The organism is Bacillus sp. FSL W8-0770 (genome assembly GCF_038008705.1).
In the GTDB taxonomy this organism is placed as follows: Bacteria; Bacillota; Bacilli; order Bacillales; family Bacillaceae_G; genus Bacillus_A; species Bacillus_A cereus.
The window spans coordinates 3897642-3919845 of record NZ_JBBOZR010000001.1; the positions used below are offsets into that span (position 1 = coordinate 3897642).

A 22204-nucleotide genomic window follows, 5' to 3' on the forward strand; every position below is an offset into this window, starting at 1 on the left:
TCCTCCTTATGCTCAAACTTTACTTATTCACATACATAAAGATTTTCGTCATACAAAATAAGAATCCTTCCTGCTGACAAAAGAAGAACTATTTCGTCATAAAGTGAAACCTTTCAGCATTATTCACTTACATACGAATAGAAAAGCGGCAAAATATTTGCCGCTATTTTGATGTTGAAAACATCCCAAAACTTCTTTTAAATAACTCCCACCAGCTCGCTGCAGCAACATCTTCTTTTGCTACAATTGTTTGTTTTAATAAAACATCTTTATCTTTTTTAATAACAAGTGTACCAAGCGCGTCACCTTTTTTAATCGGTGCTTTTACTTTCTTTTCAGCAATTACTTCTTGTTTTACCTTGTCCATATTCTCGCCCTTCTTCATAAGAAGAGAAACATTATCTGATGCAACTAAATCTACTTTTTCTTTTTTCCCTTTCCCTACTTGAACTGTCTTAATTTTTTCGCCGCGCGTATACAATTTCTTTGTCATATATTGACCAAATGCGTAGTCAAGAAGCTTCGTCACTTGGTTGTTCCGTTCTTTTGATGTTGGTGCTCCCATGACAACTGAAATGACACGCATGCCATTTTTTTCAGCCGATGCTGTTAAACAATATTTCGCTTCTGTCGTAAAACCTGTTTTTACTCCATCTACGCCAGGATAAAAACGTACTAGCTTATTCGTATTAACGAGCCAAAACTTTTTATCCGTATCTTCACGTAAATAATCTTCGTACTTACCTGTGTATTTACGAATAAGTGGATACTTCATCAATTCTCTCGCCATTATAGCCATATCATTTGCTGTCGAATAATGGTCTTTGGCCGGAAGACCTGTTGGGTTTTGAAAATGTGTATTTTTCAGCCCTAGATCTTTCGCCTTTTTGTTCATCATATTTACAAATCCTTCTTCTGAACCTGCGATATGCTCGGCTACTGCAACAGATGCGTCATTTCCAGATGCAATTGCAATACCCTTTAACATCTCGTTTACAGTCATCTCTTCCCCAGGTTCTAAAAAGATTTGCGATCCACCCATTGAAGCTGCATGTTCGCTCGCTCTAACTTTATCGGTCAGTTTTAGTTTTCCTTTTTCAACTTGTTCCATAATTAAAAGCATTGTCATAATCTTTGTCATACTAGCAGGTGGTAATTTTTCATTTGGGTTTTTATCAAATAAAACTTTACCTGTATCTTGCTCAATTACGATTGCTGACGACGCTTGTTCCGCTAACTTCGGTGTTGTTTCTTCTGTTTTCTCCTGCTTCGTTTTCTCAGATTGTGCGAAACTCACTGAAGTTCCAGAAAGCAATAACATGAAACAAACAAGTATTCCAAAAACTCGCTTCATGACTAACCCTCCATTCTATATCAGACCTATTTTTTCCAATTTACCTTTTTTTAATACCAAATTTTTCTAACATTTTCAGTTGACAAATACATTCGTCCCCTATATTGTATTAAGTGTATTACATACAGTAGTACACTTAATACATATGAGGAAGGAGACATTGCTCTTGCATATTCAACTTGACCCAAGAAGCAACACTCCGATATGGGAACAAATTGTTCAAAATATAAAAGAACTCGTATTGAAAAACATGTTGGCTCCAAGTGATAAACTTCCTTCTGTACGCGAACTCGCTTCTTTACTCGTTATAAATCCAAATACAGTGAGTAAAGCGTATCAAGAGTTAGAGCGACAAGGAATTATTGAAACGTTACGAGGAAAAGGAACATTTGTATCCCAATCGATTACCCCAACATTAGACGAAAGGAAAATCGCTATGGTTGAAAAGCAATTTCATCAATTACTATTAGAAGCCTCTTATCTTGGTATTACGAAAGATAAAATTCATGATTGGATAGATTCATACTATAAAGAGATTGGAGGGAATACGGATGTTGAAAGTGACAAACTTGAAGAAAACAATTGATAATCAAACAATTTTAGACGATGTTTCTTTCACATTGCAAAGAGGGAGTATCATCGGATTACTCGGAAGAAACGGTGCGGGGAAAACAACTTTATTGCGAACGATGGTCGGTATTTTAGACCCAGACGAGGGAACTGTTACATATGAAGATACAAACATTCATCAGTTTCCTGAAATAAAGCAAAGAATTGTATATGTTCCTGATTCTACTAATATACTGAACGGCTATACGATAAAAGAAATCGTAAAGTTTTATAAAGAAGTTTATACCGCATTTGATGAAACACATTTCTATGAACTGTTAGAACGTTTTAACTTACCAAATAAACGAATTCGTAGTTATTCAAAAGGAATGAAAGCACTGCTCGCCATCATTTTAGCCGTTTCTACAAAGGCAGAATATATCATTTTAGATGAACCGACAAATGGACTTGATCCTATCGTGAAAAGGAAAATTTTACAGTTTCTCGTTGGAGAAGTTGCAGAAAAAGAGATTACCATTTTCATCTCCACTCACCATTTAGATGAAGTAGAACAAATTGCAGATACAATTATTATATTAAAAGGCCATACTATCTCGTCTATTACATCACTAGACGATGCAAAATCACGATTTGCTAAAATACAAGTTGCTTATGAACGTTCACTACCTCAAAAACTAGAAAACTTAAGCAATATTAAAATATTAAATCAAACAGGAAAAGTATATACAATCTTAATTGAGGGAAATGTGGCAGCTACATTAGAAAAGTTTCATAAAGAACAGCCACTGCTCATTGAAGAATTAGCCATGTCGCTCGAAGATATTTTTATCACAACGTTTGAGGAGGATTCGCATGTTTCATAAAGCTTTATGGATAAGGCAATGGAAGCAAGGAAAATATATAATTCTATTATTTTGGTTAACTAGTTTATATCAACTACCTTATAAATATTATCAAGAAGCGCAAATGCAACTAAAACTATCAAAAATGAAGTTTGGTGACTATGCATATTACTACTCCTACTATTTTCAGACATCTGATGGTGCCGTCTTCTTTCAAGGAGCTACTCTAATTGCACTCGCTTGTCTTTTAATTGGATGGGAACGTAATAATCAATCAACTGATTTTCTATTCTCGATGCCTTTTAAACGAAAGGATATTTTTTTAACAAAATGGTGGCTTGGTGTTTTGAATATTATTACAGTACAAATTGTTTGCTGGATTAGCATGTACGGAATAAAGAACATGTCGTTTCACAATGAGTATCAAACCTTCGCTCCGTTCTATAGTTACTTTCTATATGCTACCGTTGTACTTATCGCTATTTATACATTCGCCTTATTTATCGGGACTCTTACTGGACATATATTTTCTCAAAGTATTTTAACTATCATTCTATTATTTTTACCATACGGTTTTGGATTGTTAATTTCCGGATTCATTTATTCACACACACAATGGTCTGTAGATGCAATGGGAGAAATAGAGCACCATACTCATGAGTACTTACAACATATAGGTATCATTTCACCATTAGAATATTTTTCTATTACTTATGATTACCACCCGATAGAAACATTTGATGACTATGGCAATAAACTTCCCAGTGTATCACAGGACAATCCTACGGAGCGTATTTCTGTACCTTCTCCTTGGACACTATTAACACCATTTGCTTACATCATTACCTTTTTATCAATAGCAACCTTTCTATACACACGTACACCGAACGAACAAAGTGGAAAAATACTATTGTTTCCTAACTTGCAAAAATGGTTCATAATTTGCACTGTTCTATGCTTCGGACTACTTGGTGGTAGAATATTAGGCGGACGAGATGCACTTCTGTCTTATTATGTTGGATTTTTCCTATTCGCTACCATAAGTTACTTCATTTTTACACGTCTATTAAAATTGAAGTTTGCTTTTGTAGGGAAATAAATATGCATTAAGGTGGTGGATACATGTTTCCAAAAGCATCATAGATGTGAAACTATAAACACGGAACAATGGCATTAATAGAAGCTGACAAAAGAAAGATGTTATGAATTATTTAACTCTTATATGAACTAAATAAAAAGGCATTGCACAAGAGCAATGCTTTTTATTATATATGTCCCTATCTAAATAAAGAGGTTATTTCACATTCTCTCTCCTATCCCCATACACCATCTCTTCTTTCATCCCAAATCCATCACCATTTTGCACAATTTGCTCTGTCGGTGCAACTACACTTTCAGCAATTTTCCATTCCCCACGCTCTTTCACAAATACTTGTAGAAAATAGTTCATGCCATCTAATTGATATGCATTTTCTTTTTTCACATTATAGTGAATCGCAATGTAGTACACTTGAATATTTTCTTTTCCTATTTTTGATACGTATTGCGATAGTCTCGGTATATAGAGTGCTGCTTTCTGAAAAGATAGTTGTTTCGCTTTAACAAGCGATGAACTTGTTACATTACGTAATGTGTCCTGATTACGAATATTATCGCTATGGTGGAATAATACTGCGTTTTGCATAGAACGAACCCATAATTTCGAATATAAGACTGTATTATCGGTTTCAATGTACTTCACTTCTTTTCGTACCACTTGGATAGGCGTATCTGCGTACGTAAATGTTTGAAAATAGAAAAAACCACCAAATAAAATGGTAAGTGCAGCAATATATTTCATAATCTTTCCTCCGATCTTTTAATTAAAGTATCGGAGTTTCAAAATATTTTTATTCAAAAGAAAAAGGATAGGAATGCTTTCGCTTCCTATCCTCATTTATTATAATACGCGGCCAAATAGTTCTAAGACCATTTCTATTTCTTGGTCGCTCCAACCTTTAAATCTCTCTTTATAATATTCTTTACGCACAGCTTCAAGTTTTTCAGTTACTTCTCTTCCGTGCTCTGTAATTTCTAAATACACGATTCGACGATCTGAATTAGAACGTTTTCTTTCTACTAATCCTTTTCGTACGAGACGATCTGTAACAGCTGTAATATGACTGGAGGTTACGTTTACTTCACTCGCAATTTGCGAAGCCATCTGTGGACTCTTTAAAAATAACGCACGTAATACAGAAAATTCATTATATGGCATATGTTCTGCAAAACGTGTATTAATATCATTTTGTAATAAACGTATCATTTTTCGAAATGATGCAGATAAATCTAAAATCAGTGTTTCTCTTTTTTCGTTCAATAGCCTCGTCCCTTTTTTATCATATTTACACATATTATAATCTATAAATACCTATGTTGTACATGCTTTCTTTCCTCAACATTCTCATTTATGTAACTTTTTTCATATAAATTTCTTTTTTGTTCACACATATACATATAAAAAGGATGGTGATGGAAAATGCAGGGTGGAATGAATCCTTATTTACACAACGTACGCACAGCTAATACTGGTAAAGAAGCTACTATTACTGTACAAGGCGAAGGCGTTGTCAAAGCAAAACCGAATGTTGTTATATTAACGCTTGGCATTCGAACAGATGATAAAAATGTAAAACAGGCTCAAGAAGAAAATGCAGTGCAATCCAAACAATTGCTGGATGCACTTAAACAGCTTGGTATTGCCGATAAAGATATAGAAACGATTTCTTATACGATTACTCCTCAATACGAATATGTAAATGATAAAGCATTGCTACAAGGATACCGTGTGGAGCATTTGTATGAAATTACCGTTTTAAATGTACAAAAAGCTGGGGAAGTATATGATATAGCCGTTTCAAATGGCGCAAATGTAGCAAAAGGGTTACGTTTCCGAGTATCTCATCCAAATAAATATTATGAGCAAGCTCTCATTCAAGCTCTGCACCAAGCAGTAGAAAAAGCTCGTGCTATTGCGAGTACATATAATTTAAATATTAATCCTGTTCCCCTCTCATTCGTTGAAGAATCTGCCCAATTACCACGGGAGGTTACGTCTTATGCTACTTTACATGCGCAAGCGGCCCCACCCATTCAATCGGGTGAATTAGAAATCATTTCATCCATACGGGCTATTTTTACATATTTATAACGAATTCTCTTTACAAGTAAACGTTATCATTTTACTTGTTGTAAAAACATGATGTTCTGATATAATAAAGAACGGTGAGCTCTTACAAAAGAGATATCACGGGTGGGAGAGGGATATGAAAAAGAAGGTTTAACATGAAAGGAATACTTGAAAGAACATTTAAATTAGGTTTACACGAAACATCACCAAAACAAGAAGTTTTAGCTGGAGTTACGTCATTTTTCACAATCGTATATATTATGATTGTAAATGCGTCAATCTTATCAGATGCTGGCATTCCTCTTGAAGCTGGAATTTTAGCAACTGTTTTTAGTTCATTTGTCGGATGTCTACTCATGGCATTTTGGGCAAATGCACCTGCTATTCTTGTCCCGGGTATGGGTGTAAATGCATTCTTCACGTACACAGCTGTGCATACGCTTGGACTAACTTGGCAAGAAGCATTGGCTGCTGTCTTTATCTCTGGTATTATTTTTGCAATTGCCGCTTTTACACCAATCGCTCGCGTGCTATCAGTATCAATTCCAAAATCATTAAAGGAAGCGATTACTGTCGGCATCGGATTATTTTTAGCGTTTATCGGATTGCAAAAAGGTGGTTTAGTCGTTTCGAACCCAAATACTGCTGTGGCAATGGGGAAATTAAGTAATCCTGTCGTTCTTGCGACATTACTTACTCTTATCATTGCACTTGTATTATTTATTCGTAACGTACGTGGAAACTTTTTATGGACGATTGCAATAGGAACTGGTATCGCCTGGCTATTTGGTCTTGTGGATACGAGTCAAGTGGGAAATAGTTCATTCTCATTCGCTAATTACGGTGATGTGTTTGGAGCTATGTCATTTGGGAAACTTTCTTCCTTACCATTTTGGATTGCAACATTCTCTTTAAGCATGGTGCTTATCTTTGAGAACATGGGACTTCTGCACGGTTTATTAGAAGATGATCGTAAATTCCCACGTGCTTACCAAGCCAATGCAATTTCAGCAATGACATGTGGTCTATTTGGCACAAGTCCTACCGTTTCAACAGTAGAAAGTGCCGCAGGTATTACTGCAGGTGGTAAGACAGGTCTGACGTCTATCGTTACTGGGTTGCTATTCTTTGCATCACTGTTTGCTCTTCCATTTGTCAAATTAATTCCTGATAGTGCCATTGCACCAATCTTAATTATTATTGGCGGTCTGATGATTACAAGTATTCAACAAATTCCTCTGAATGACTTTTCAGAAGGATTTCCAGCATTCTTAATTATCGTTATGATCCCGCTCACATATAGTATCGCTGATGGCATTGCGTTCGGATTTATTGCTTACCCTATCTTAAAAGTTGCTCTTGGAAAGCGTAAAGAAGTCGCACCATCTATGTATATCATTACATGCTTATTCTTAGCTATGTTTGTATTACATGCTATTGGTTAAAAAAACACCGAGGAAATCCTCGGTGTTTTTTTACTTAAACCATCCTTTTTTATAAAACCAGGCCATCATTCCGCCGCCAATTAGTGCCATAATAAGTAGACAAATAAAATAACTATATTGTCCACCAAGCTCTGGCATATGCGTAAAGTTCATTCCATATACTCCCGCAATAAATGTTAATGGCATGAAAATAGTCGAGAATACAGTTAATGTTTTCATAATGTTATTCATATGATGTGAGTTTAATGAAAAATAACTATCCCGAATATCTGCTGTTAACTCTCGGCTTGCCTCAATCATTTCTGTTAGTTTAAGCAAATGATCATGTATATCTTTAAAGTAAATTTCATGATCGCTTATACCGTAAAAACGAGTCGAATTTAAAATACGATATAATAAATCACGCATCGGAATGATTGTACGCCTTAGCTTTGATAAATCTGTACGTATATCAAATACCTCTTCTAATACACTTCCTGCTGTCTCCCCCGTTAAATTATCATCAATTGCATTTAAATGATCCTCAATGTAATATACAGGCGCAAAATAGTCATCTACAATTTGGTCGATAATTGTATGAGCTACATGTAAAGGACTATTTTTAATACGCTTCTTTTCTCCAAGTGTTTTCCATACTCTTTCGATTGCATTGTTATGAGAAAAGTGGAAAGAAACAATATAACGATCACTAATAAATAAATCGATTTCGTGCGGTTCTAGTCCATCTTCCCCAAATGCATGAAGTACTAAAAAGTTATATCCATCATAAAAATCAACTTTTGGCCTCTGTACATATTCTATACAGTCTTCAATTGCAAGGGGATGGAACTTAAAATGGTCTTGCAGAATATATGTATACTCTTCTTTCGTTGGCTTATATAAATCTAGCCAATACCATACAATATGGTCTTTCTTTGTTTCTTCTAGAGAAACATCATATAATACTTCATCTGTTTTTGTTACTGCACAAATTCTAATCATAATTTCACCCATTATTATTATAAACAAAAAATAGTAAAAAAAGCCAAGGAGAAATCTCCTCAGCTTTTTTATTACTTCGTTACGATACCGTGTACTAAAGTTGGTGCATCTACATGTTCTTTAGAAATCTTCATGTTCTCATAAATTTTCGCTTTTACATCTTCAACATTTTCGCGGTTTGCGTAAATTGTAACAAGGGATTCACCTTGCTTCACGCTATCGCCTACTTTTTTGCGCAGCATTAGACCAACTGCTAAATCAATTTCAGACTCTTTCGTTGCACGTCCTGCTCCTAAAAGCATTGCTGCTGTTCCGATTTCGTCTGCAACGATTTCTGATACATATCCGTCTTCTTTCGCTTCCACTTCAATTTTAAATTGTGCTTGTGGCAATTTAGAAGGATCATCAACAACAGATGCGTCGCCGCCTTGCGCTGATAAGAACGTTTTAAATGATTCTAGCGCTTTTCCGTTGTTCATTACTTCAATTAGCTTTTCACGTGCATCTTCTAAAGATGAAGCTTGTCCGGCAAGGTACACCATTTGACTTCCAAGTGTTAAACATAACTCTTCTAAATCTTTCGGCCCTTTACCTTGTAATGTATCAATTGCTTCTTGTACTTCTAGTGCATTACCAATAGCTTCACCAAGTGGTTGACTCATATCCGAAATAACTGCCATCGTGTTACGACCAACGTTATTACCGATACGTACCATTGCTTCTGCTAAACGTTTTGCATCTTCATCCGTTTTCATAAATGCACCTGCTCCAGTTTTTACATCAAGAACAATTGCATCTGCACCAGCAGCAATTTTTTTACTCATAATCGAACTTGCAATAAGCGGAATTGAGTTTACTGTTGCTGTTACATCACGAAGTGCATATAACTTTTTATCAGCAGGCGTTAAGTTACCACTTTGGCCGATAACTGCGATTTTGTTTTCATTTACAAGACGCATGAATTCATCGTTTTCAATTTCCACATGGAATCCTGGGACTGCTTCTAATTTATCAATTGTACCACCAGTATGTCCTAAACCGCGTCCAGACATTTTCGCTACTGGTACATCTAAAGCAGCTACTAATGGACCTAATACAAGTGTCGTTGTATCACCAACACCACCTGTTGAATGCTTATCTACTTTTACACCTTCAATAGCTGATAAGTCGATTGTATCACCGCTATTTACCATTGCCATCGTTAAATCAGCACGCTCTTGATCGTTCATATCTTGGAAGAAAATTGCCATTGCAAGTGAACTTACTTGATAATCAGGAATATCACCATTTGTATATCCTTCAACAATAAAATTAATTTCTTCTGTCGTTAATGCATGTCCGTCACGTTTTTTTGCAATTAGGTCCACCATTCTCATTGTGAGGTCACCCCTTCATTTGTTTTACGATTGCTTTTACTAATGCTAAGAAGTTCGCTTTAACACGTTCTGTCGTTTCAATTACTTCATCGTGGTGAAGTGGCTGATCTAAAATACCAGCTGCCATATTTGAAATACAAGAAATACCTAATACTTTCATACCAGCATGACGCGCTACAATTACTTCAGGTACTGTTGACATACCAACTGCATCTCCGCCAAGTGTACGAAGCATACGAATTTCAGCAGGTGTTTCATATACAGGACCTGTCATTCCTACGTATACACCTTCTTGTACTTTAATATTTAAGTCTGCTGCCACTTGTTTCGCCATTTCGCGAAGTTCTACCGTATATGACGTAGACATATCAGGGAAACGTACGCCCATTTCAGAATCATTTGGTCCGATTAATGGATTCGTACCCATGAAGTTAATGTGGTCTGAAATTAACATAAGATCGCCTGGCTCAAATGATGTATTTACACCACCAGCTGCGTTTGTTACAACAACTGTTTCTACACCTAGTTCTTTCATAACACGAACTGGGAATGTTACTTTTTGCATGTCGTATCCTTCATAGAAGTGGAAACGTCCTTGCATTGCTACTACTGTTACACCTTGAAGTGTACCGAATACTAGTTGACCTGCATGGCCTTCTACAGTTGATACTGGGAACTCAGGGATTTCACTGTAAGGTACTGTTACTGCGTTCTCAATTTCGTCTGCTAATACACCTAGTCCTGATCCAAGGATTAGTCCTACTTGTGGTGTCTCTTGAAATTTCTCTTTTAAGTATGAAGCTGATTTTGTAATAAGTTCACGATTCATTTGTTTATCCCCCTATTTCTTTAGCTCGTTTAAGAAGCTTGTTCCGTATTCTGGCATTTTCACACCAAAGTTTTCTGCTACTGTTGCACCAATATCAGCAAATGTTTGACGAAGTGGTAACTCTTGTCCGCCTTCTTTCATGCTTGGACTATATGCTAATAATGGTACATATTCACGTGTATGGTCAGTACCAGGGTGAATTGGATCATTACCGTGGTCTGCTGTAATTAATAATAGATCATCTTCTTTTAGTTTTGCGAATACTTCTGGAAGACGTGCATCATATTCTTGCAGAGCTTCTCCGTATCCTTGTGGATCACGGCGGTGGCCGAATAATGCATCAAAGTCAACTAAGTTTAAAAAGCTAAGACCTGTAAAGTCCATATTTAATGTATCTACAAGCTTATCCATTCCATCCATGTTAGACTTCGTACGAAGTGATTCAGTTACCCCTTCGCCATCATAAATATCAGAGATTTTACCGATAGCAATTACATCGTAGTCACTATCTTTTAATTCATTCATTACTGTACGACCGAATGGTTTTAATGCATAGTCATGACGGTTTGGTGTACGTGTAAAGTTTCCAGGTTCACCAACGAATGGACGAGCAATAACACGACCTACCATGTATTTCTCATCTAATGTTAATTCACGTGCAATTTTACAAATTTTATATAATTCATCAAGTGGCACTACTTCTTCGTGTGCTGCAATTTGCAATACGCTATCAGCAGAAGTATAAACGATTAAAGAGCCTGTTTCCATTTGCTCTTGACCAAGTTCATCAAGAATCTCAGTTCCAGAAGCTGGCTTATTACCGATAATTTTACGGCCTGTTTTTTCTTCTAATTCATCAAGTAATTCTTTCGGGAATCCTTCTGGGAACACTTGGAATGGTGTATCAATGTAAAGGCCCATGATTTCCCAGTGACCTGTCATTGTATCTTTACCAGTAGATTTCTCTTGCATTTTTGTGTAATATCCAAGTGGTTTCTCTACTTTAGAGATACCTTTCATTTCTCGAATGTTACCAAGACCTAATTTCACCATGTTAGGCATTTGTAACCCATTCATATGTTCAGCAATGTGACCAATTGTGTCAGATCCTAGATCACCAAATTGCTCAGCATCTGGTGCTTCACCGATTCCCACAGAGTCCATTACGACTAGGAATATACGTTTATATTTATTCATAACTGCGACCTCCTATAAGTTCAGTTCTACTTCTTGTAGTATGTTCAAAACGCTATAAAGTGAAACTGTTATCCAAAAGAATTCTCATTGTCAAACAGTACTTCTTTAAATCATTTTCTAACCTATTTCGTTTACTTGAAACGATTCAAAAACATTTCTAGTTTTTTCTAAGTCAGATGTCAGACATCTGATACTGATATCATAACATGTTTACGCTTTCTTTTTAATACATTTTCGTAGAATTTCTCATTTTCTTCACACTTCTATTGTAATCCATTCTGCAACGAAGTGCTAATTTTTTTATGATTTATTTCTTCATATTAAAAATAAAAAGTAGCTCTAAAGAGCTACTTTTTATTTTACTTCTATTGTTTCTTCTTTATGTTCATGCAATTCGCCTTTTCTTACATGTACTTTCACTTTGTAAGCACCGTTCTCTTTGAAAGTATGTTTCGTTTCATACTCTCCTTTATTTCCTTCTTTCGCTGGAATAAATTCGTGTTTTTCAACACCATCTTTCCAAATCTCTAGTTGTACTTCAGCACCAGTTAATGCTTCTTCTTTTTGCTTTAAATGAACTTTCATTGTAGATTCAGCATTTGCCTTTATGTCTCCAGCCATAAGATGGATCATTGTGTCACTTTTATGATCTCCATGTCCTGCACTGTGATCACTATTTTCTTTTTTCGCATCTTCTACTTTCGCATTTCCTACAGCAACTTTCACTTCTGGCATAACGTGCATTTCACGTGCATTTGTGTGAGCAATAATATGGTATACTCCATCCGTTTCGAATGTTTTCTCTACTGCATAAACACCTTTTCCTTTATGCTTACCATCTAACATCTCATGCTTTTCGTCGCCATCTTTCCAAATTTCAAACTTTACATCATCGGCATCCGTTACTTTTTCTTTCCCTTGTGTAACAAGTGCTTGTACTTCTGTTTTTTCACCTGGTTTAATTTCTTTCGGATTTGTTTGTACTGCTACTTTTACAGCTTCAAGTTTCTGTTCTTTTTTCGGTTCTTCTTTGTTTGTATTACAGCCAGCCAACGCTAGCATCGCGATAAATAAAGTTATAATCAGTTTTTTCATCATCATTTCCTCCTTTATACTTTATTTAGTATAGAGGAAATACATTGTAATATTCCAGTCTTCTGCTGAAAACAATATACGAAATGTTTGTGAAGTTTCTGTGAAACGCTCTTCCCCTCTTAATCTATGAAAAAAAGAGCATAGTAACTATGCTCTCGGATGAAACTGTTTATATACATCTTTTAATCTAGTTTTTGAAACGTGCGTATAGATTTGCGTCGTTGAAATATCTGCATGTCCAAGCATTTCTTGTACAGCACGTAAATCTGCTCCATTTTCTAATAAGTGCGTAGCAAACGAATGACGCAACGTATGAGGTGTAAGCTCTTTTTCAATATTTGCTTCTTTCGCTAATCGTTTTAATATTTTCCAAAATCCTTGTCTTGATAATCGATTACCATGATGGTTTAAAAAGAGTGCATCTACTACTTTTTTCCCCATTAATTCTCTTCTTCCTTTTTCAATATACTTTTGAATCGCTTCCGTTGCTAAACTTCCTAGTGGAATAATTCTTTCTTTATTCCCTTTCCCTATGCAACGAACAAATCCCATTGTTAAATGTACATCTTCTAAATTGAGTGCAATCAATTCTGAAACACGAAGTCCTGTCGCATACAGTAACTCTAGCATCGCCTTATCACGAATCCCAAAAGCACTTGTCATTTTTGGTGTTTGAAGTAACGCCTCTACTTCATCAACTGATAATACTTTTGGTAATTTCCGTTCCCCTTGTGGCGTTTCAATATGTACGGATGGGTCGTGTTCTACCGCTCGTTCACGAAGTAAAAATTGGTGGAACGAACGAATTGATGCGATATGACGCGCCAATGTTTTCGAAGATTTTCCGTTCTCTTTTAAATACTGCAAAAAGTTAACAATGTGTAAACGGGTCACTTCATGAAAAGTTTTCGTCTGTTCCACATTTTGCAAATACTTTACGTAGCTTTTTAAATCCCGTTCATAAGATACTACTGTATTCTTTGCTAATCCTTTTTCGACAACCATATAATGAATAAAATCTTTTAATTGATCTTCCACTCTACACTACTCCCCATTTTCATAGAAAAACATCATTCTATTTACGAAAGCATCCTTTGCCGGTTCTTCATTCCCTGATACTTTTTCTACAGTCTCTTCTTTAGGTTTTTCATAACGATGATAGCTTTCATATTCTTCATTTATCCATAGTATAGCGAAATAAAACAAAATCGTACAACTTGTAAATAATAAAAATACTTTTATTCCATCAAAAGTTAATTTTAAAGCTCGGCGCATTGTAAATTCCTCCAAAATATAAGTTATTACAACATATGCCAAGCTTTCACCAATTTATACCTTATTCAAATAAAAAACCTCTTCCTAGATAAATAGGAAAAGGTTATTTTTCATCCGTTTCATTTTCTTGACAATTTTTACAAATCCCATGGAATGTTAAACGATGATCTTTCACCTTAAAGCTCCAGTCTCGTTCTACTTTCCTTTCCACTTCACCAAGTAAATCTTCTTGTATTTCTTGTACAGCACCACATTGTGTACAAATCAAATGATGGTGGAAACGCTGCGCACCTTCTTGGCGTAAGTCATAGCGTGAAACACCGTCTCCGAAGTTAATCTTATCGACAACTTTTAACTCAGATAATAGTTCTAAAGTTCGATAGACGGTTGCTAATCCGATCTCTGGCGACTTTTCTTTTACAAGGAGGTAAACATCTTCTGCGCTTAAATGATCTTCTTCATTTTCTAGCAGCACACGAACTGTTGCTTCACGTTGCGGTGTTAATTTGTAGCTCGCTGCATGTAATTGCTTCTTAATTCGTTCAATTCTTTCTTCCATTCGGTACTACTCCCTCCTCGCCACTCTTACACCATTATATCAGAAGAAGGGCTTCTGTCAAAAGAAAAAACAATAAAAACAAATTGATAATTATTCTCAAAAAGTATTTATTTTTTATTAATAGCCTCAACGACTTCTTTCATTAAAACTGGTGATGCGTAAGCCTCCACACTAGAAGCAAGTGCTAACACTACTCCAATTACGAGAAAGAAGCATGTATAACGGATTAATAATGGTAATAGTGGCTCGGTTATTTTTCTAATAAATTGATGCCTAATCATCCGTAAAGAAAAACTTGCAGCAATAGTTGTCATAACGAGAAAGACTGGAATGATAATTAAATTTTGTGGCAAAACAGATACAAATGCTAATAATAGTCCATTCCATCCATGCTGACTTACTAAAAAACCAACTGTAAATCCAACGACAACTCCTTTTACAAATAATAAAATAAAAATAAGTGGTAATCCAATAATTGAAATCCCTAAAATCCAAATAAACCCGATGTATTTTAATTGCGAAAAGTAACTTTCTCGAAACATTTCGCCCGCAATAGCAAATTCTCCTTTAGAGACTTGTCCAAAAAAACGTTGTAAATAAAATGATAAATCTTGTTTTTGATTGATTTGTAAACTATTCACCAGAATGGCTCCGAATATTACTCCCATCAATAATAAAACGGCGTTAAATATATATAATGAAGAGTTTTCCTGTATGTGAGACATTACACGGTCTTGCCAATTTTTTCGCCACATTTTTCTTCCCTCCGTTCACACTCTTATTAAAAATGTATGAAAGAAAGAAAAAAGTATGACGAATTAACATTGAAATTCCGCTCTACTTTGCTAAACTAAAAAGTAGAGAATAGGAGGGATTTCTCTTGAAACCATTATTATTAGATTTTCCAACATTATTTCAAACTGAACGCTTGCAAGTTCGTAAACCATTTCCAGGTGATGGTGCAGAAGTATATGAAGCAATCCAAGCTTCTCTAGAAGACTTAGTACCGTGGATACCAATTAACGCTGAAACAGAAGAGAGTGCTGAAGAAATTGTTCGCGAAGCTCACGGACAGTTTTTACTTCGTGAAACACTTGATTTTCACTTATACGATAAAGTATCTGGTACATTCATCGGAGCAATTACACTAAAGCCTGAAAACTGGGATATTCCAAAGTTTTCACTTCACTTCTGGCTACATAGTGCCTATACAAAACAAGGCTATATGACCGAAGCTGTTAAAGGTGCAATTCAGTTCGCCTTTGATAAACTAGGCGCTAGAAGAATTGAAATTCGTACTGATGCAACAAATATAAATGCATGTAGCTTAGCAGAACGTCTAGAATTCATTCTAGAAGGTACAATGGAAAATGATTTCCTAGCACCAGATGGTAGCTTACGTGATGCACGTGTATATGCAAAAATCAATTAAAAAACACTCGCCTTTGGCGAGTGTTTATTTTTGTAGTTGTAAATATTGTACTGCAAACATCGTCTTCGCATCATGAATACGAAGATCTTTCATAAGAGTAATCGCTTCTTCTAACGATACTTCCATTAATTCCACAAACTCATCTTCATCTAACTCAGCTTTATTTTCTTTTTTTGTCAAACCTGTCGCTTTATATACATATAAAATTTCATCTGCGAATCCTGGAGATGTATAGAAAGAAGTAATGAGCTCCATATTTTCACATACATATCCTGTTTCCTCTTCTAATTCACGAACTGCTGTTACCTCAGGTTTTTCACCAGGTTCTAACTTGCCAGCCGGAATTTCTATAATCGCCTTTTCAAGTGCTTTACGATACTGCTCAACAAGCACAATTTTCCCCTCATCAGTAATAGCAATAATAGCAACTGCACCAGGGTGATTTACAATTTCACGTTTACTCATTGCTCCATTTGGTAATACTACATCATCAACACGAACTTTTATAACTCTACCATCAAAAATCGGCTCAGTTTTTACTGTTCTCTCTGCAAGATTACTCACACTACTTCATCTCCCTGTTCTATTTCCTATTCTTTCCTCATACATTTTACCACATTGAAAGGAGCGTGATAGAAATGAAAGTTTATATTTTACCAAATCGCGTCACTTTAGTCGGAAAAGCATGGCAAATTCGCCATAAGCTAAAGCAATATAGCAAAGAGTATACAACTGTACAAGAGTGGATTACAGCAAATAAAGTGAAACATTAATCATGCTTTTACGGGCAGTTAATGCGCAGCGAAAAGTAAACGTTTGTCAACCTCTTTTCCCTCTCGTACAATAAAGGTAAGGAGGTTGACCTATGAAAAAACGTCAATTAGGAAACTCAGATTTGTTTGTTACAGAAATGGGCCTTGGCTGTATGTCTCTCGGTACATCTGAAACAGAAGCTATGCATATTATCGATGAAGCGATCGATTTAGGAATTAATTTTTTTGATACAGCAGATTTATATGATTACGGATTAAATGAAGAATTTGTTGGAAAAGCCTTGAAGGGAAGAAGAGACCAAATTGTACTTACAACGAAGGTTGGAAATCGTTGGACAGAAGAAAAAAATGGCTGGTCTTGGGATCCTTCTAAAGCTTACATAAAGACTGAAGTAAAGGAAAGTTTACGTAGACTTCAAACTGATTATATTGACCTTTACCAACTTCATGGCGGAACGATTGAAGATCCAATAGATGAAACAATTGAAGCTTTTGAAGAATTGAAAAAGGAAGGTATTATTCGCCATTACGGTATTTCTTCTATACGCCCAAATGTCGTTCGTGAGTATGCAAAACGCTCAAACATCGTTAGTGTACTAATGGAATATAGCCTTTTAAATCGTCGCCCTGAAGAATGGTTCCCACTTCTGAATGAACACCAAATTAGCGTCATTGCCCGCGGGCCACTTGCAAAAGGAATTTTAACTGACAACAATGCAAGAAAAATAGAAAGAGTAAAGGAAAAGGATTATCTTTCTTATTCTTACGATGAATTACATACAACTCTAGCGAGTGTAAAAGAAACGATTGGAGAACGCTCTTTAACAGGAACAGCTATTCAATATTGCTTACATAATAAGACTGTTGCAGCTGTTATACCTGGTGCAAGCTCGCTTCAACAATTACAGGAAAATATACGAGCTAGCCAACAGTTACCTTTAACGAAAGAAGAATATATACAACTTCAAAAGATTGTTAAATATGACACATATGCTTTGCATCGTTAAAAATATCGAATTACCGATAAATAGAAGACTGTCTCCAGTATCAGGAGACAGTCTTTTTTATAACGTATCATATTTATCAGGATTCGTTCCTACATGTAAATCACGATTCAACGTGTTAATTTGACGTATCTCTTCTTCAGTTAGTGCAAAATCAAAAATAGTAAAGTTTTCTTTAATACGAGATGGTGTAACAGATTTAGGAATTGTAACAATCCCGCTTTGAATATCCCACCTTAATATAACTTGTGCAGGTGTTTTTTCATATTTGTTAGCAATAGCCTGAATGATTGGATGCTGGAATACTTCTCCGCCCCTCATTAACGGACTCCATGCTTCCATTTGAATTTGCTCATCTTGACAATAATTGCGCAACTCAAATTGCGTCAACATCGGATGAAGTTCCACTTGGTTTACCATCGGCTTCACTTTGCAATTTGGTAATAATAGTTCTAAATGATGTTTATGAAAATTAGAAACACCAATCGCGCGCACTTTACCTTCTTCATACAATTTTTCCAAAGCTCGGTACGTATCAACATACTTCCCTCTTACCGGCCAATGTATTAAATATAAATCTACATAGTCCATTTGTAATTTTTTTAAACTCTTTTCAAATGCCACGAGTGTCTCCTCATATCCTTGATCGTCGTTCCATACTTTTGTTGTAATAAATAGATCTTCTCTTGGAATTCCTGATTCACGTATCGCCTCTCCGACACCGCTTTCATTTTCATATACAGTTGCTGTATCAATCGAACGGTATCCAACTTCTAACGCTGTTTTTACTGCTTGCTTTACTTCGTCTCCTTCTTTCGCTTTATATACGCCTAGACCAATCATCGGCATTTTCACGCCATTATGAAGTGTAGTTGTTGGAATATGCACAGTCGTCTCCCTTTCATTGTTACATTTTTTATAAGCCACAACTTTATTTCAACAAGATTCATCCCAAAAGTCAAAACATACGTACAGTTTACATAACACTTTTATATAGTTAAAAAATAACGTGAATTCATTCATTCATTCATTCACGTTATTTTTTCTCCATTCTTTCGCTTTTTCATCCACATTGCGCACAAACTCATTTTTTCCTTCCGTATATAACGCGCCATCATATGTATACTTTTCGGCTAATTCTTTCTTTAAGGTTGCATATGTCTCTGCTTCTTCACAATGAGCCATCATATAATCACGAAATGCTAAATGCCTTACTATCTCTGGATTTCCTTTTTCAAACACGTGTAAATGATACGAACGTTTTTCTTCAGTTCCATGAATAAAATATCGGCGTCTTGAAATACCATTTTCCCCTTTTACGATGTAACCAAGCTCTATAAATCGTTCATTCCACCCATCTACTCTTTCGATATTTTCTACTTCCATGATCATATCAATAATAGGTTTAGCTGCCAGTCCAGGAACTGACGTACTTCCAATATGATGAATTTTTACCGTTTCTGGCATCGCTGATTTTAATCTTTTAGCCTCCATTTGAAATTTTTCACTCCAATGGTTTTCATGTGGAACAACGACAATTTTTCTCATTCTAACTCCCCTTTTCTTACAAGCTCGTCAAAAAATGATCAGTGGTATTTCACTGATCATTTTTTATTATTTAAAGTCTTTCCAAGTAAGGTTACTTTCACTTAGCAGTTCTTCAAATGATTTATTCTTTTCACGTTCTTTTTGTTCTTGGCGCTTTCTTTCCAGTTCAGCTGCCTCTTTTTCCTCTTCTCTCACTTGCAACTCTTTCTTCTTACTCTTTAATTGTTGCATGAGTGAATCATTTAATTGATCGCCTAATGTAAGTGTTTCTTTCTTTGGTTGATTCACTTGCGATTGTCTTTGCATTTGTCTTTGTTTCTTTTTCTTCATGCTACTCACCTTTTACTTTTTTCTCCATTATAGTAGATACACGATGAAATCGACAATAAAAAAGGGTCTTTACTCTATTATTCACTTTTTGTAAATATGTTAATTTTTCGAAAAGACTAAATTTTTGTGTAGCTATAATCCTATGAATCTATTAAAATTATGTCGTATGATGTCAGATTATAAAAAAAGGAGAATTATATTATGTGGAAAAAAATTATTCCTGCCGTTGCTGTTTTAAGCACCATTACTTTTTCAAGCGTATTTGCCGCTCCCCCATCTCAGAATCCAGCTGAACAAAACCGCTACATAGACGTACAAATGCTTGGTATTAATGATTTCCATGGACAACTAGATACTGTTAAAAAAATCAATAATAAAGAAGCTGGTGGCGCTGATTACTTAGCTACTTATTTAAAAGAACGTAAAAAACAAAACCCTAATACACTTCTCGTACATGCTGGTGATATCGTCGGAGCTAGTCCACCAGTTTCAGCATTATTACAAGATGAACCGACAATTGAATTTTTAAATGACTTAAAATTTGATGTTGGTACAATCGGAAACCATGAATTTGATGAAGGTATTGATGAAATGCAACGCCTCATTTACGGTGGATATCATGAAAAAACAGGAAATTTCAAAGGAGCTAACTTCCCCTATGTAGCTGCTAACTTCTACAACAAATCAACTGGCCGCTTATTTTTACCACCGTTTACTGTAAAAATGGTAGATGGTGTTCCTGTAGGATTCATTGGGGTTGTTACAACTGATACACCAAATGTCGTTATGCCTACGATGCTTAACAATGTACAAATTACTGATGAAGTAGAAGCAATTAATAAATCAACACAACAATTAAAACGTCTCGGCGTTAAATCTATCGTCGTTCTTGCTCATGTCGGTGGAACAACCGATGAGTCTGGGGTAACAAATGGCGATCTTACTCGAATTGCAAATGAAACAGACCCAGAAGTTGATGTTATTTTCGGTGGACATAGTCATACGTATGTAAATGGTACAGTAAATAATAAACTAATTGTCCAAGCAAATTCATACGGAACGGCTTTCTCAGACGTGGATGTAACAATTGATCGTAAAACAAAGGATATTGTAAAGAAAAAAGCTGAAGTTGTTACAACGTATCATGAAGGTGTAGAACCTGATAAACAAGTAAAGAAAAAACTAGATCAATATAAAGAAAAAATTGCACCACTTGTAAATGAAGTAGTCGGAAAATCTACAGCACCTATCGACCGTAAACAAAATGATGCTGGTGAGTCCACTCTTGGAAATTTAGTTGCCGATGCTCAGCGTCAAACAATGCAAACTCAAATCGCCCTCATGAATCCTGGTGGCATTCGTAATGACTTAGATGCTGGTGATATTACGTGGGGTGAGTTATACGGCATTCAACCTTTTGGAAATCAATTAATTAAAGTAGATTTAACAGGTCAAGACATTCGCGATATTTTAAATCAGCAATGGCAAAAAGGAACAACAAGAATGCTTCAAATTTCAGGTATTCAATATACGTGGGATGCAAATAAACCAAACGGTGAAAAAGTTACAAATATACGTTTAACAAACGGTGAAGAATTATCTCCATCTAAAATGTATAGCGTAGTTGCAAATGCCTTCTTAGCTTCTGGCGGTGACGGATTCGTATCATTTAAAAATGGTAAAAATGCAGAAACTGGTCCAAACGACTTTGAAGCGTTAGTCGATTACGTAAAACAATTAAAAGAACCAATTCAGCCAGTTATTGATGGAAGAATTCAAAAAGTAAATTAAGTGTTTCTCTAATAATAAATTTCATTTTTCACGCCATAAAGGATTTATACTGATCCTCTATTTTATACGTAATATACATCATAAAAAGGATACTCGTTCTTCCAATGAACATAGTATCCTTTTCTTTAGTTATCAAAATGTGATGTTTTGTCAACTTCATATTGCTGTAAAAATTGGTGCAACGCCTCTTCTACAAGTTTAGATTTTTGAACTCCTTTCGATTCTGATATAAGGTCCAATTGTGATAATATTTCTGTATTAATAGAAAAGGTTCGTCTCTTCTTCTCTGTACTTTTACTCATAATTGGTACAATTACTTCTTCTCTTTTTCTTAATAATTCATAAATGCTTTGTAATTGCTCATAAATTAACAATTGATAATCTGTTTTCTCATATTGAAGGGCGGTCGCTTCTTGGAGTTGTAAGTGACGTGGTTCTTCTCCATCTCCTACAAAAATACGTTTCTTCTGCTCTCCATCATATTCGTATCCAATCAATCTTAATTTCTTCGATAATGTATACGGGCTTATTTCAAGACGTTTTGCTATAATAGCGATGGGTTCACGTCTATTTAAACCATCTATAATTTCTCCAATCGTCACAATTTCCCTCCTCCCGTGTTGAAATGACACTA

At 35.5% G+C, this 22204-nt stretch carries 26 protein-coding genes; 9 read left to right on the top strand and 17 right to left on the bottom strand.

Annotated elements, in window-relative coordinates:
- Positions 1-163 precede the first annotated feature (163 nt).
- On the bottom strand, positions 164-1354 hold the full coding sequence (gene dacF, locus NST27_RS19945) for a serine-type D-Ala-D-Ala carboxypeptidase DacF (RefSeq protein WP_000831998.1): 1191 nt from the start codon (positions 1352-1354) through the stop codon (positions 164-166).
- A 166-nt stretch (positions 1355-1520) separates the two neighbouring features.
- Here dacF and NST27_RS19950 point away from each other — a divergent pair, with 166 nt between their 5' ends.
- Genes NST27_RS19950 through NST27_RS19960 form a run of 3 tightly spaced genes read left to right on the top strand, consistent with a single transcriptional unit; the run spans position 1521 to position 3865 of the window.
- Positions 1521-1940 (top strand): GntR family transcriptional regulator, encoded by a 420-nt coding sequence (locus NST27_RS19950; RefSeq protein ID WP_000548027.1) that lies wholly within the window; start codon positions 1521-1523, stop codon positions 1938-1940.
- Positions 1906-2787 (top strand): ABC transporter ATP-binding protein, encoded by an 882-nt coding sequence (locus NST27_RS19955; protein ID WP_044584825.1) that lies wholly within the window; start codon positions 1906-1908, stop codon positions 2785-2787. Before NST27_RS19950 ends, NST27_RS19955 begins: the two co-directional genes overlap by 35 nt.
- Positions 2777-3865: an ABC-2 transporter permease gene (locus tag NST27_RS19960; protein WP_044584826.1), complete on the top strand. Its 1089-nt coding sequence runs from the start codon at positions 2777-2779 to the stop codon at positions 3863-3865. The genes NST27_RS19955 and NST27_RS19960 overlap by 11 nt, the downstream gene beginning before the upstream one ends.
- Positions 3866-4060: 195 nt before the next feature.
- Here the strand turns inward: NST27_RS19960 and NST27_RS19965 are convergent, their stop codons facing one another.
- Together NST27_RS19965 and NST27_RS19970 are read right to left on the bottom strand one after the other, a co-directional pair.
- Positions 4061-4606: a hypothetical protein gene (locus NST27_RS19965; protein WP_000873785.1), complete on the bottom strand. Its 546-nt coding sequence runs from the start codon at positions 4604-4606 to the stop codon at positions 4061-4063.
- A 99-nt stretch (positions 4607-4705) separates the two neighbouring features.
- Complete coding sequence (locus NST27_RS19970; protein ID WP_001003305.1) at positions 4706-5125, bottom strand: MarR family winged helix-turn-helix transcriptional regulator; 420 nt, start codon at positions 5123-5125, stop codon at positions 4706-4708.
- A 159-nt stretch (positions 5126-5284) separates the two neighbouring features.
- Between NST27_RS19970 and NST27_RS19975 the strand changes: the two genes are divergently transcribed.
- Together NST27_RS19975 and NST27_RS19980 are read left to right on the top strand one after the other, a co-directional pair.
- Positions 5285-5956: an SIMPL domain-containing protein gene (locus NST27_RS19975; protein ID WP_001161448.1), complete on the top strand. Its 672-nt coding sequence runs from the start codon at positions 5285-5287 to the stop codon at positions 5954-5956.
- 134 nt (positions 5957-6090) lie between these two features.
- A complete protein-coding gene (locus tag NST27_RS19980) occupies positions 6091-7380 on the top strand; it encodes an NCS2 family permease (protein WP_000676240.1) in 1290 nt (429 codons plus the stop codon).
- 30 nt (positions 7381-7410) lie between these two features.
- Here the strand turns inward: NST27_RS19980 and corA are convergent, their stop codons facing one another.
- The 9 genes from corA to spoIIM all read right to left on the bottom strand — a co-directional run bounded on the left by corA (position 7411) and on the right by spoIIM (position 15417).
- Positions 7411-8373 carry a magnesium/cobalt transporter CorA gene (gene corA / locus NST27_RS19985; protein WP_002005674.1) on the bottom strand — a complete coding sequence of 321 codons (963 nt, stop codon included), beginning with the start codon at positions 8371-8373 and terminating at the stop codon, positions 7411-7413.
- 59 nt (positions 8374-8432) lie between these two features.
- Positions 8433-9737: a pyrimidine-nucleoside phosphorylase gene (locus tag NST27_RS19990; RefSeq protein WP_001243069.1), complete on the bottom strand. Its 1305-nt coding sequence runs from the start codon at positions 9735-9737 to the stop codon at positions 8433-8435.
- A gap of 7 nt (positions 9738-9744) precedes the next feature.
- Positions 9745-10566 carry a purine-nucleoside phosphorylase gene (locus NST27_RS19995; protein ID WP_001078446.1) on the bottom strand — a complete coding sequence of 274 codons (822 nt, stop codon included), beginning with the start codon at positions 10564-10566 and terminating at the stop codon, positions 9745-9747.
- A gap of 12 nt (positions 10567-10578) precedes the next feature.
- Positions 10579-11763 carry a phosphopentomutase gene (gene deoB / locus NST27_RS20000; protein ID WP_001046079.1) on the bottom strand — a complete coding sequence of 395 codons (1185 nt, stop codon included), beginning with the start codon at positions 11761-11763 and terminating at the stop codon, positions 10579-10581.
- A 354-nt stretch (positions 11764-12117) separates the two neighbouring features.
- Positions 12118-12858: a FixH family protein gene (locus NST27_RS20005; protein WP_000733456.1), complete on the bottom strand. Its 741-nt coding sequence runs from the start codon at positions 12856-12858 to the stop codon at positions 12118-12120.
- A 147-nt stretch (positions 12859-13005) separates the two neighbouring features.
- Positions 13006-13896, bottom strand: coding sequence for a site-specific tyrosine recombinase XerD (xerD, locus tag NST27_RS20010; RefSeq protein ID WP_000390088.1), 891 nt, complete (start codon positions 13894-13896; stop codon positions 13006-13008).
- Between the two features lie 6 nt (positions 13897-13902).
- The gene (locus NST27_RS20015) at positions 13903-14133 is read right to left on the bottom strand and encodes a YqzK family protein (protein ID WP_001250432.1); all 231 of its coding nucleotides are present in this window, start codon (positions 14131-14133) and stop codon (positions 13903-13905) included.
- A gap of 103 nt (positions 14134-14236) precedes the next feature.
- Positions 14237-14692 carry a ferric iron uptake transcriptional regulator gene (fur, locus tag NST27_RS20020; RefSeq protein ID WP_000392657.1) on the bottom strand — a complete coding sequence of 152 codons (456 nt, stop codon included), beginning with the start codon at positions 14690-14692 and terminating at the stop codon, positions 14237-14239.
- A gap of 107 nt (positions 14693-14799) precedes the next feature.
- Positions 14800-15417, bottom strand: a complete 618-nt coding sequence (gene spoIIM / locus NST27_RS20025) for a stage II sporulation protein M (RefSeq protein WP_013142149.1) — start codon at positions 15415-15417, stop codon at positions 14800-14802.
- Between the two features lie 155 nt (positions 15418-15572).
- Here spoIIM and NST27_RS20030 point away from each other — a divergent pair, with 155 nt between their 5' ends.
- Positions 15573-16124, top strand: a complete 552-nt coding sequence (locus NST27_RS20030) for a GNAT family N-acetyltransferase (RefSeq protein ID WP_000803479.1) — start codon at positions 15573-15575, stop codon at positions 16122-16124.
- A gap of 24 nt (positions 16125-16148) precedes the next feature.
- Here NST27_RS20030 and NST27_RS20035 read toward each other — a convergent pair whose 3' ends face one another.
- Positions 16149-16688, bottom strand: coding sequence for an NUDIX hydrolase (locus NST27_RS20035; RefSeq protein ID WP_000067041.1), 540 nt, complete (start codon positions 16686-16688; stop codon positions 16149-16151).
- A gap of 74 nt (positions 16689-16762) precedes the next feature.
- Between NST27_RS20035 and mciZ the strand changes: the two genes are divergently transcribed.
- Together mciZ and NST27_RS20045 are read left to right on the top strand one after the other, a co-directional pair.
- Positions 16763-16897 (top strand): Z-ring formation inhibitor MciZ, encoded by a 135-nt coding sequence (gene mciZ / locus NST27_RS20040; protein WP_000870302.1) that lies wholly within the window; start codon positions 16763-16765, stop codon positions 16895-16897.
- 92 nt (positions 16898-16989) lie between these two features.
- A complete protein-coding gene (locus NST27_RS20045; RefSeq protein ID WP_000747213.1) occupies positions 16990-17904 on the top strand; it encodes an aldo/keto reductase in 915 nt (304 codons plus the stop codon).
- Positions 17905-17961: 57 nt separating this feature from the next.
- Here NST27_RS20045 and NST27_RS20050 read toward each other — a convergent pair whose 3' ends face one another.
- The 3 genes from NST27_RS20050 to NST27_RS20060 form a co-directional block, all read right to left on the bottom strand.
- Positions 17962-18789, bottom strand: coding sequence for an aldo/keto reductase (locus tag NST27_RS20050; RefSeq protein ID WP_047386761.1), 828 nt, complete (start codon positions 18787-18789; stop codon positions 17962-17964).
- A 135-nt stretch (positions 18790-18924) separates the two neighbouring features.
- Positions 18925-19449, bottom strand: coding sequence for a GrpB family protein (locus tag NST27_RS20055; RefSeq protein WP_001227188.1), 525 nt, complete (start codon positions 19447-19449; stop codon positions 18925-18927).
- A 66-nt stretch (positions 19450-19515) separates the two neighbouring features.
- On the bottom strand, positions 19516-19779 hold the full coding sequence (locus tag NST27_RS20060; protein ID WP_000727561.1) for a YqkE family protein: 264 nt from the start codon (positions 19777-19779) through the stop codon (positions 19516-19518).
- A gap of 201 nt (positions 19780-19980) precedes the next feature.
- On the opposite strand from NST27_RS20060, the gene NST27_RS20065 reads away from it, so the two are divergent.
- Complete coding sequence (locus tag NST27_RS20065) at positions 19981-21570, top strand: bifunctional metallophosphatase/5'-nucleotidase (protein WP_000265548.1); 1590 nt, start codon at positions 19981-19983, stop codon at positions 21568-21570.
- 125 nt (positions 21571-21695) lie between these two features.
- Here the strand turns inward: NST27_RS20065 and NST27_RS20070 are convergent, their stop codons facing one another.
- A complete protein-coding gene (locus NST27_RS20070) occupies positions 21696-22172 on the bottom strand; it encodes a ribbon-helix-helix domain-containing protein (protein ID WP_000151927.1) in 477 nt (158 codons plus the stop codon).
- Between the last annotated feature and the right edge of the window lie 32 nt (positions 22173-22204).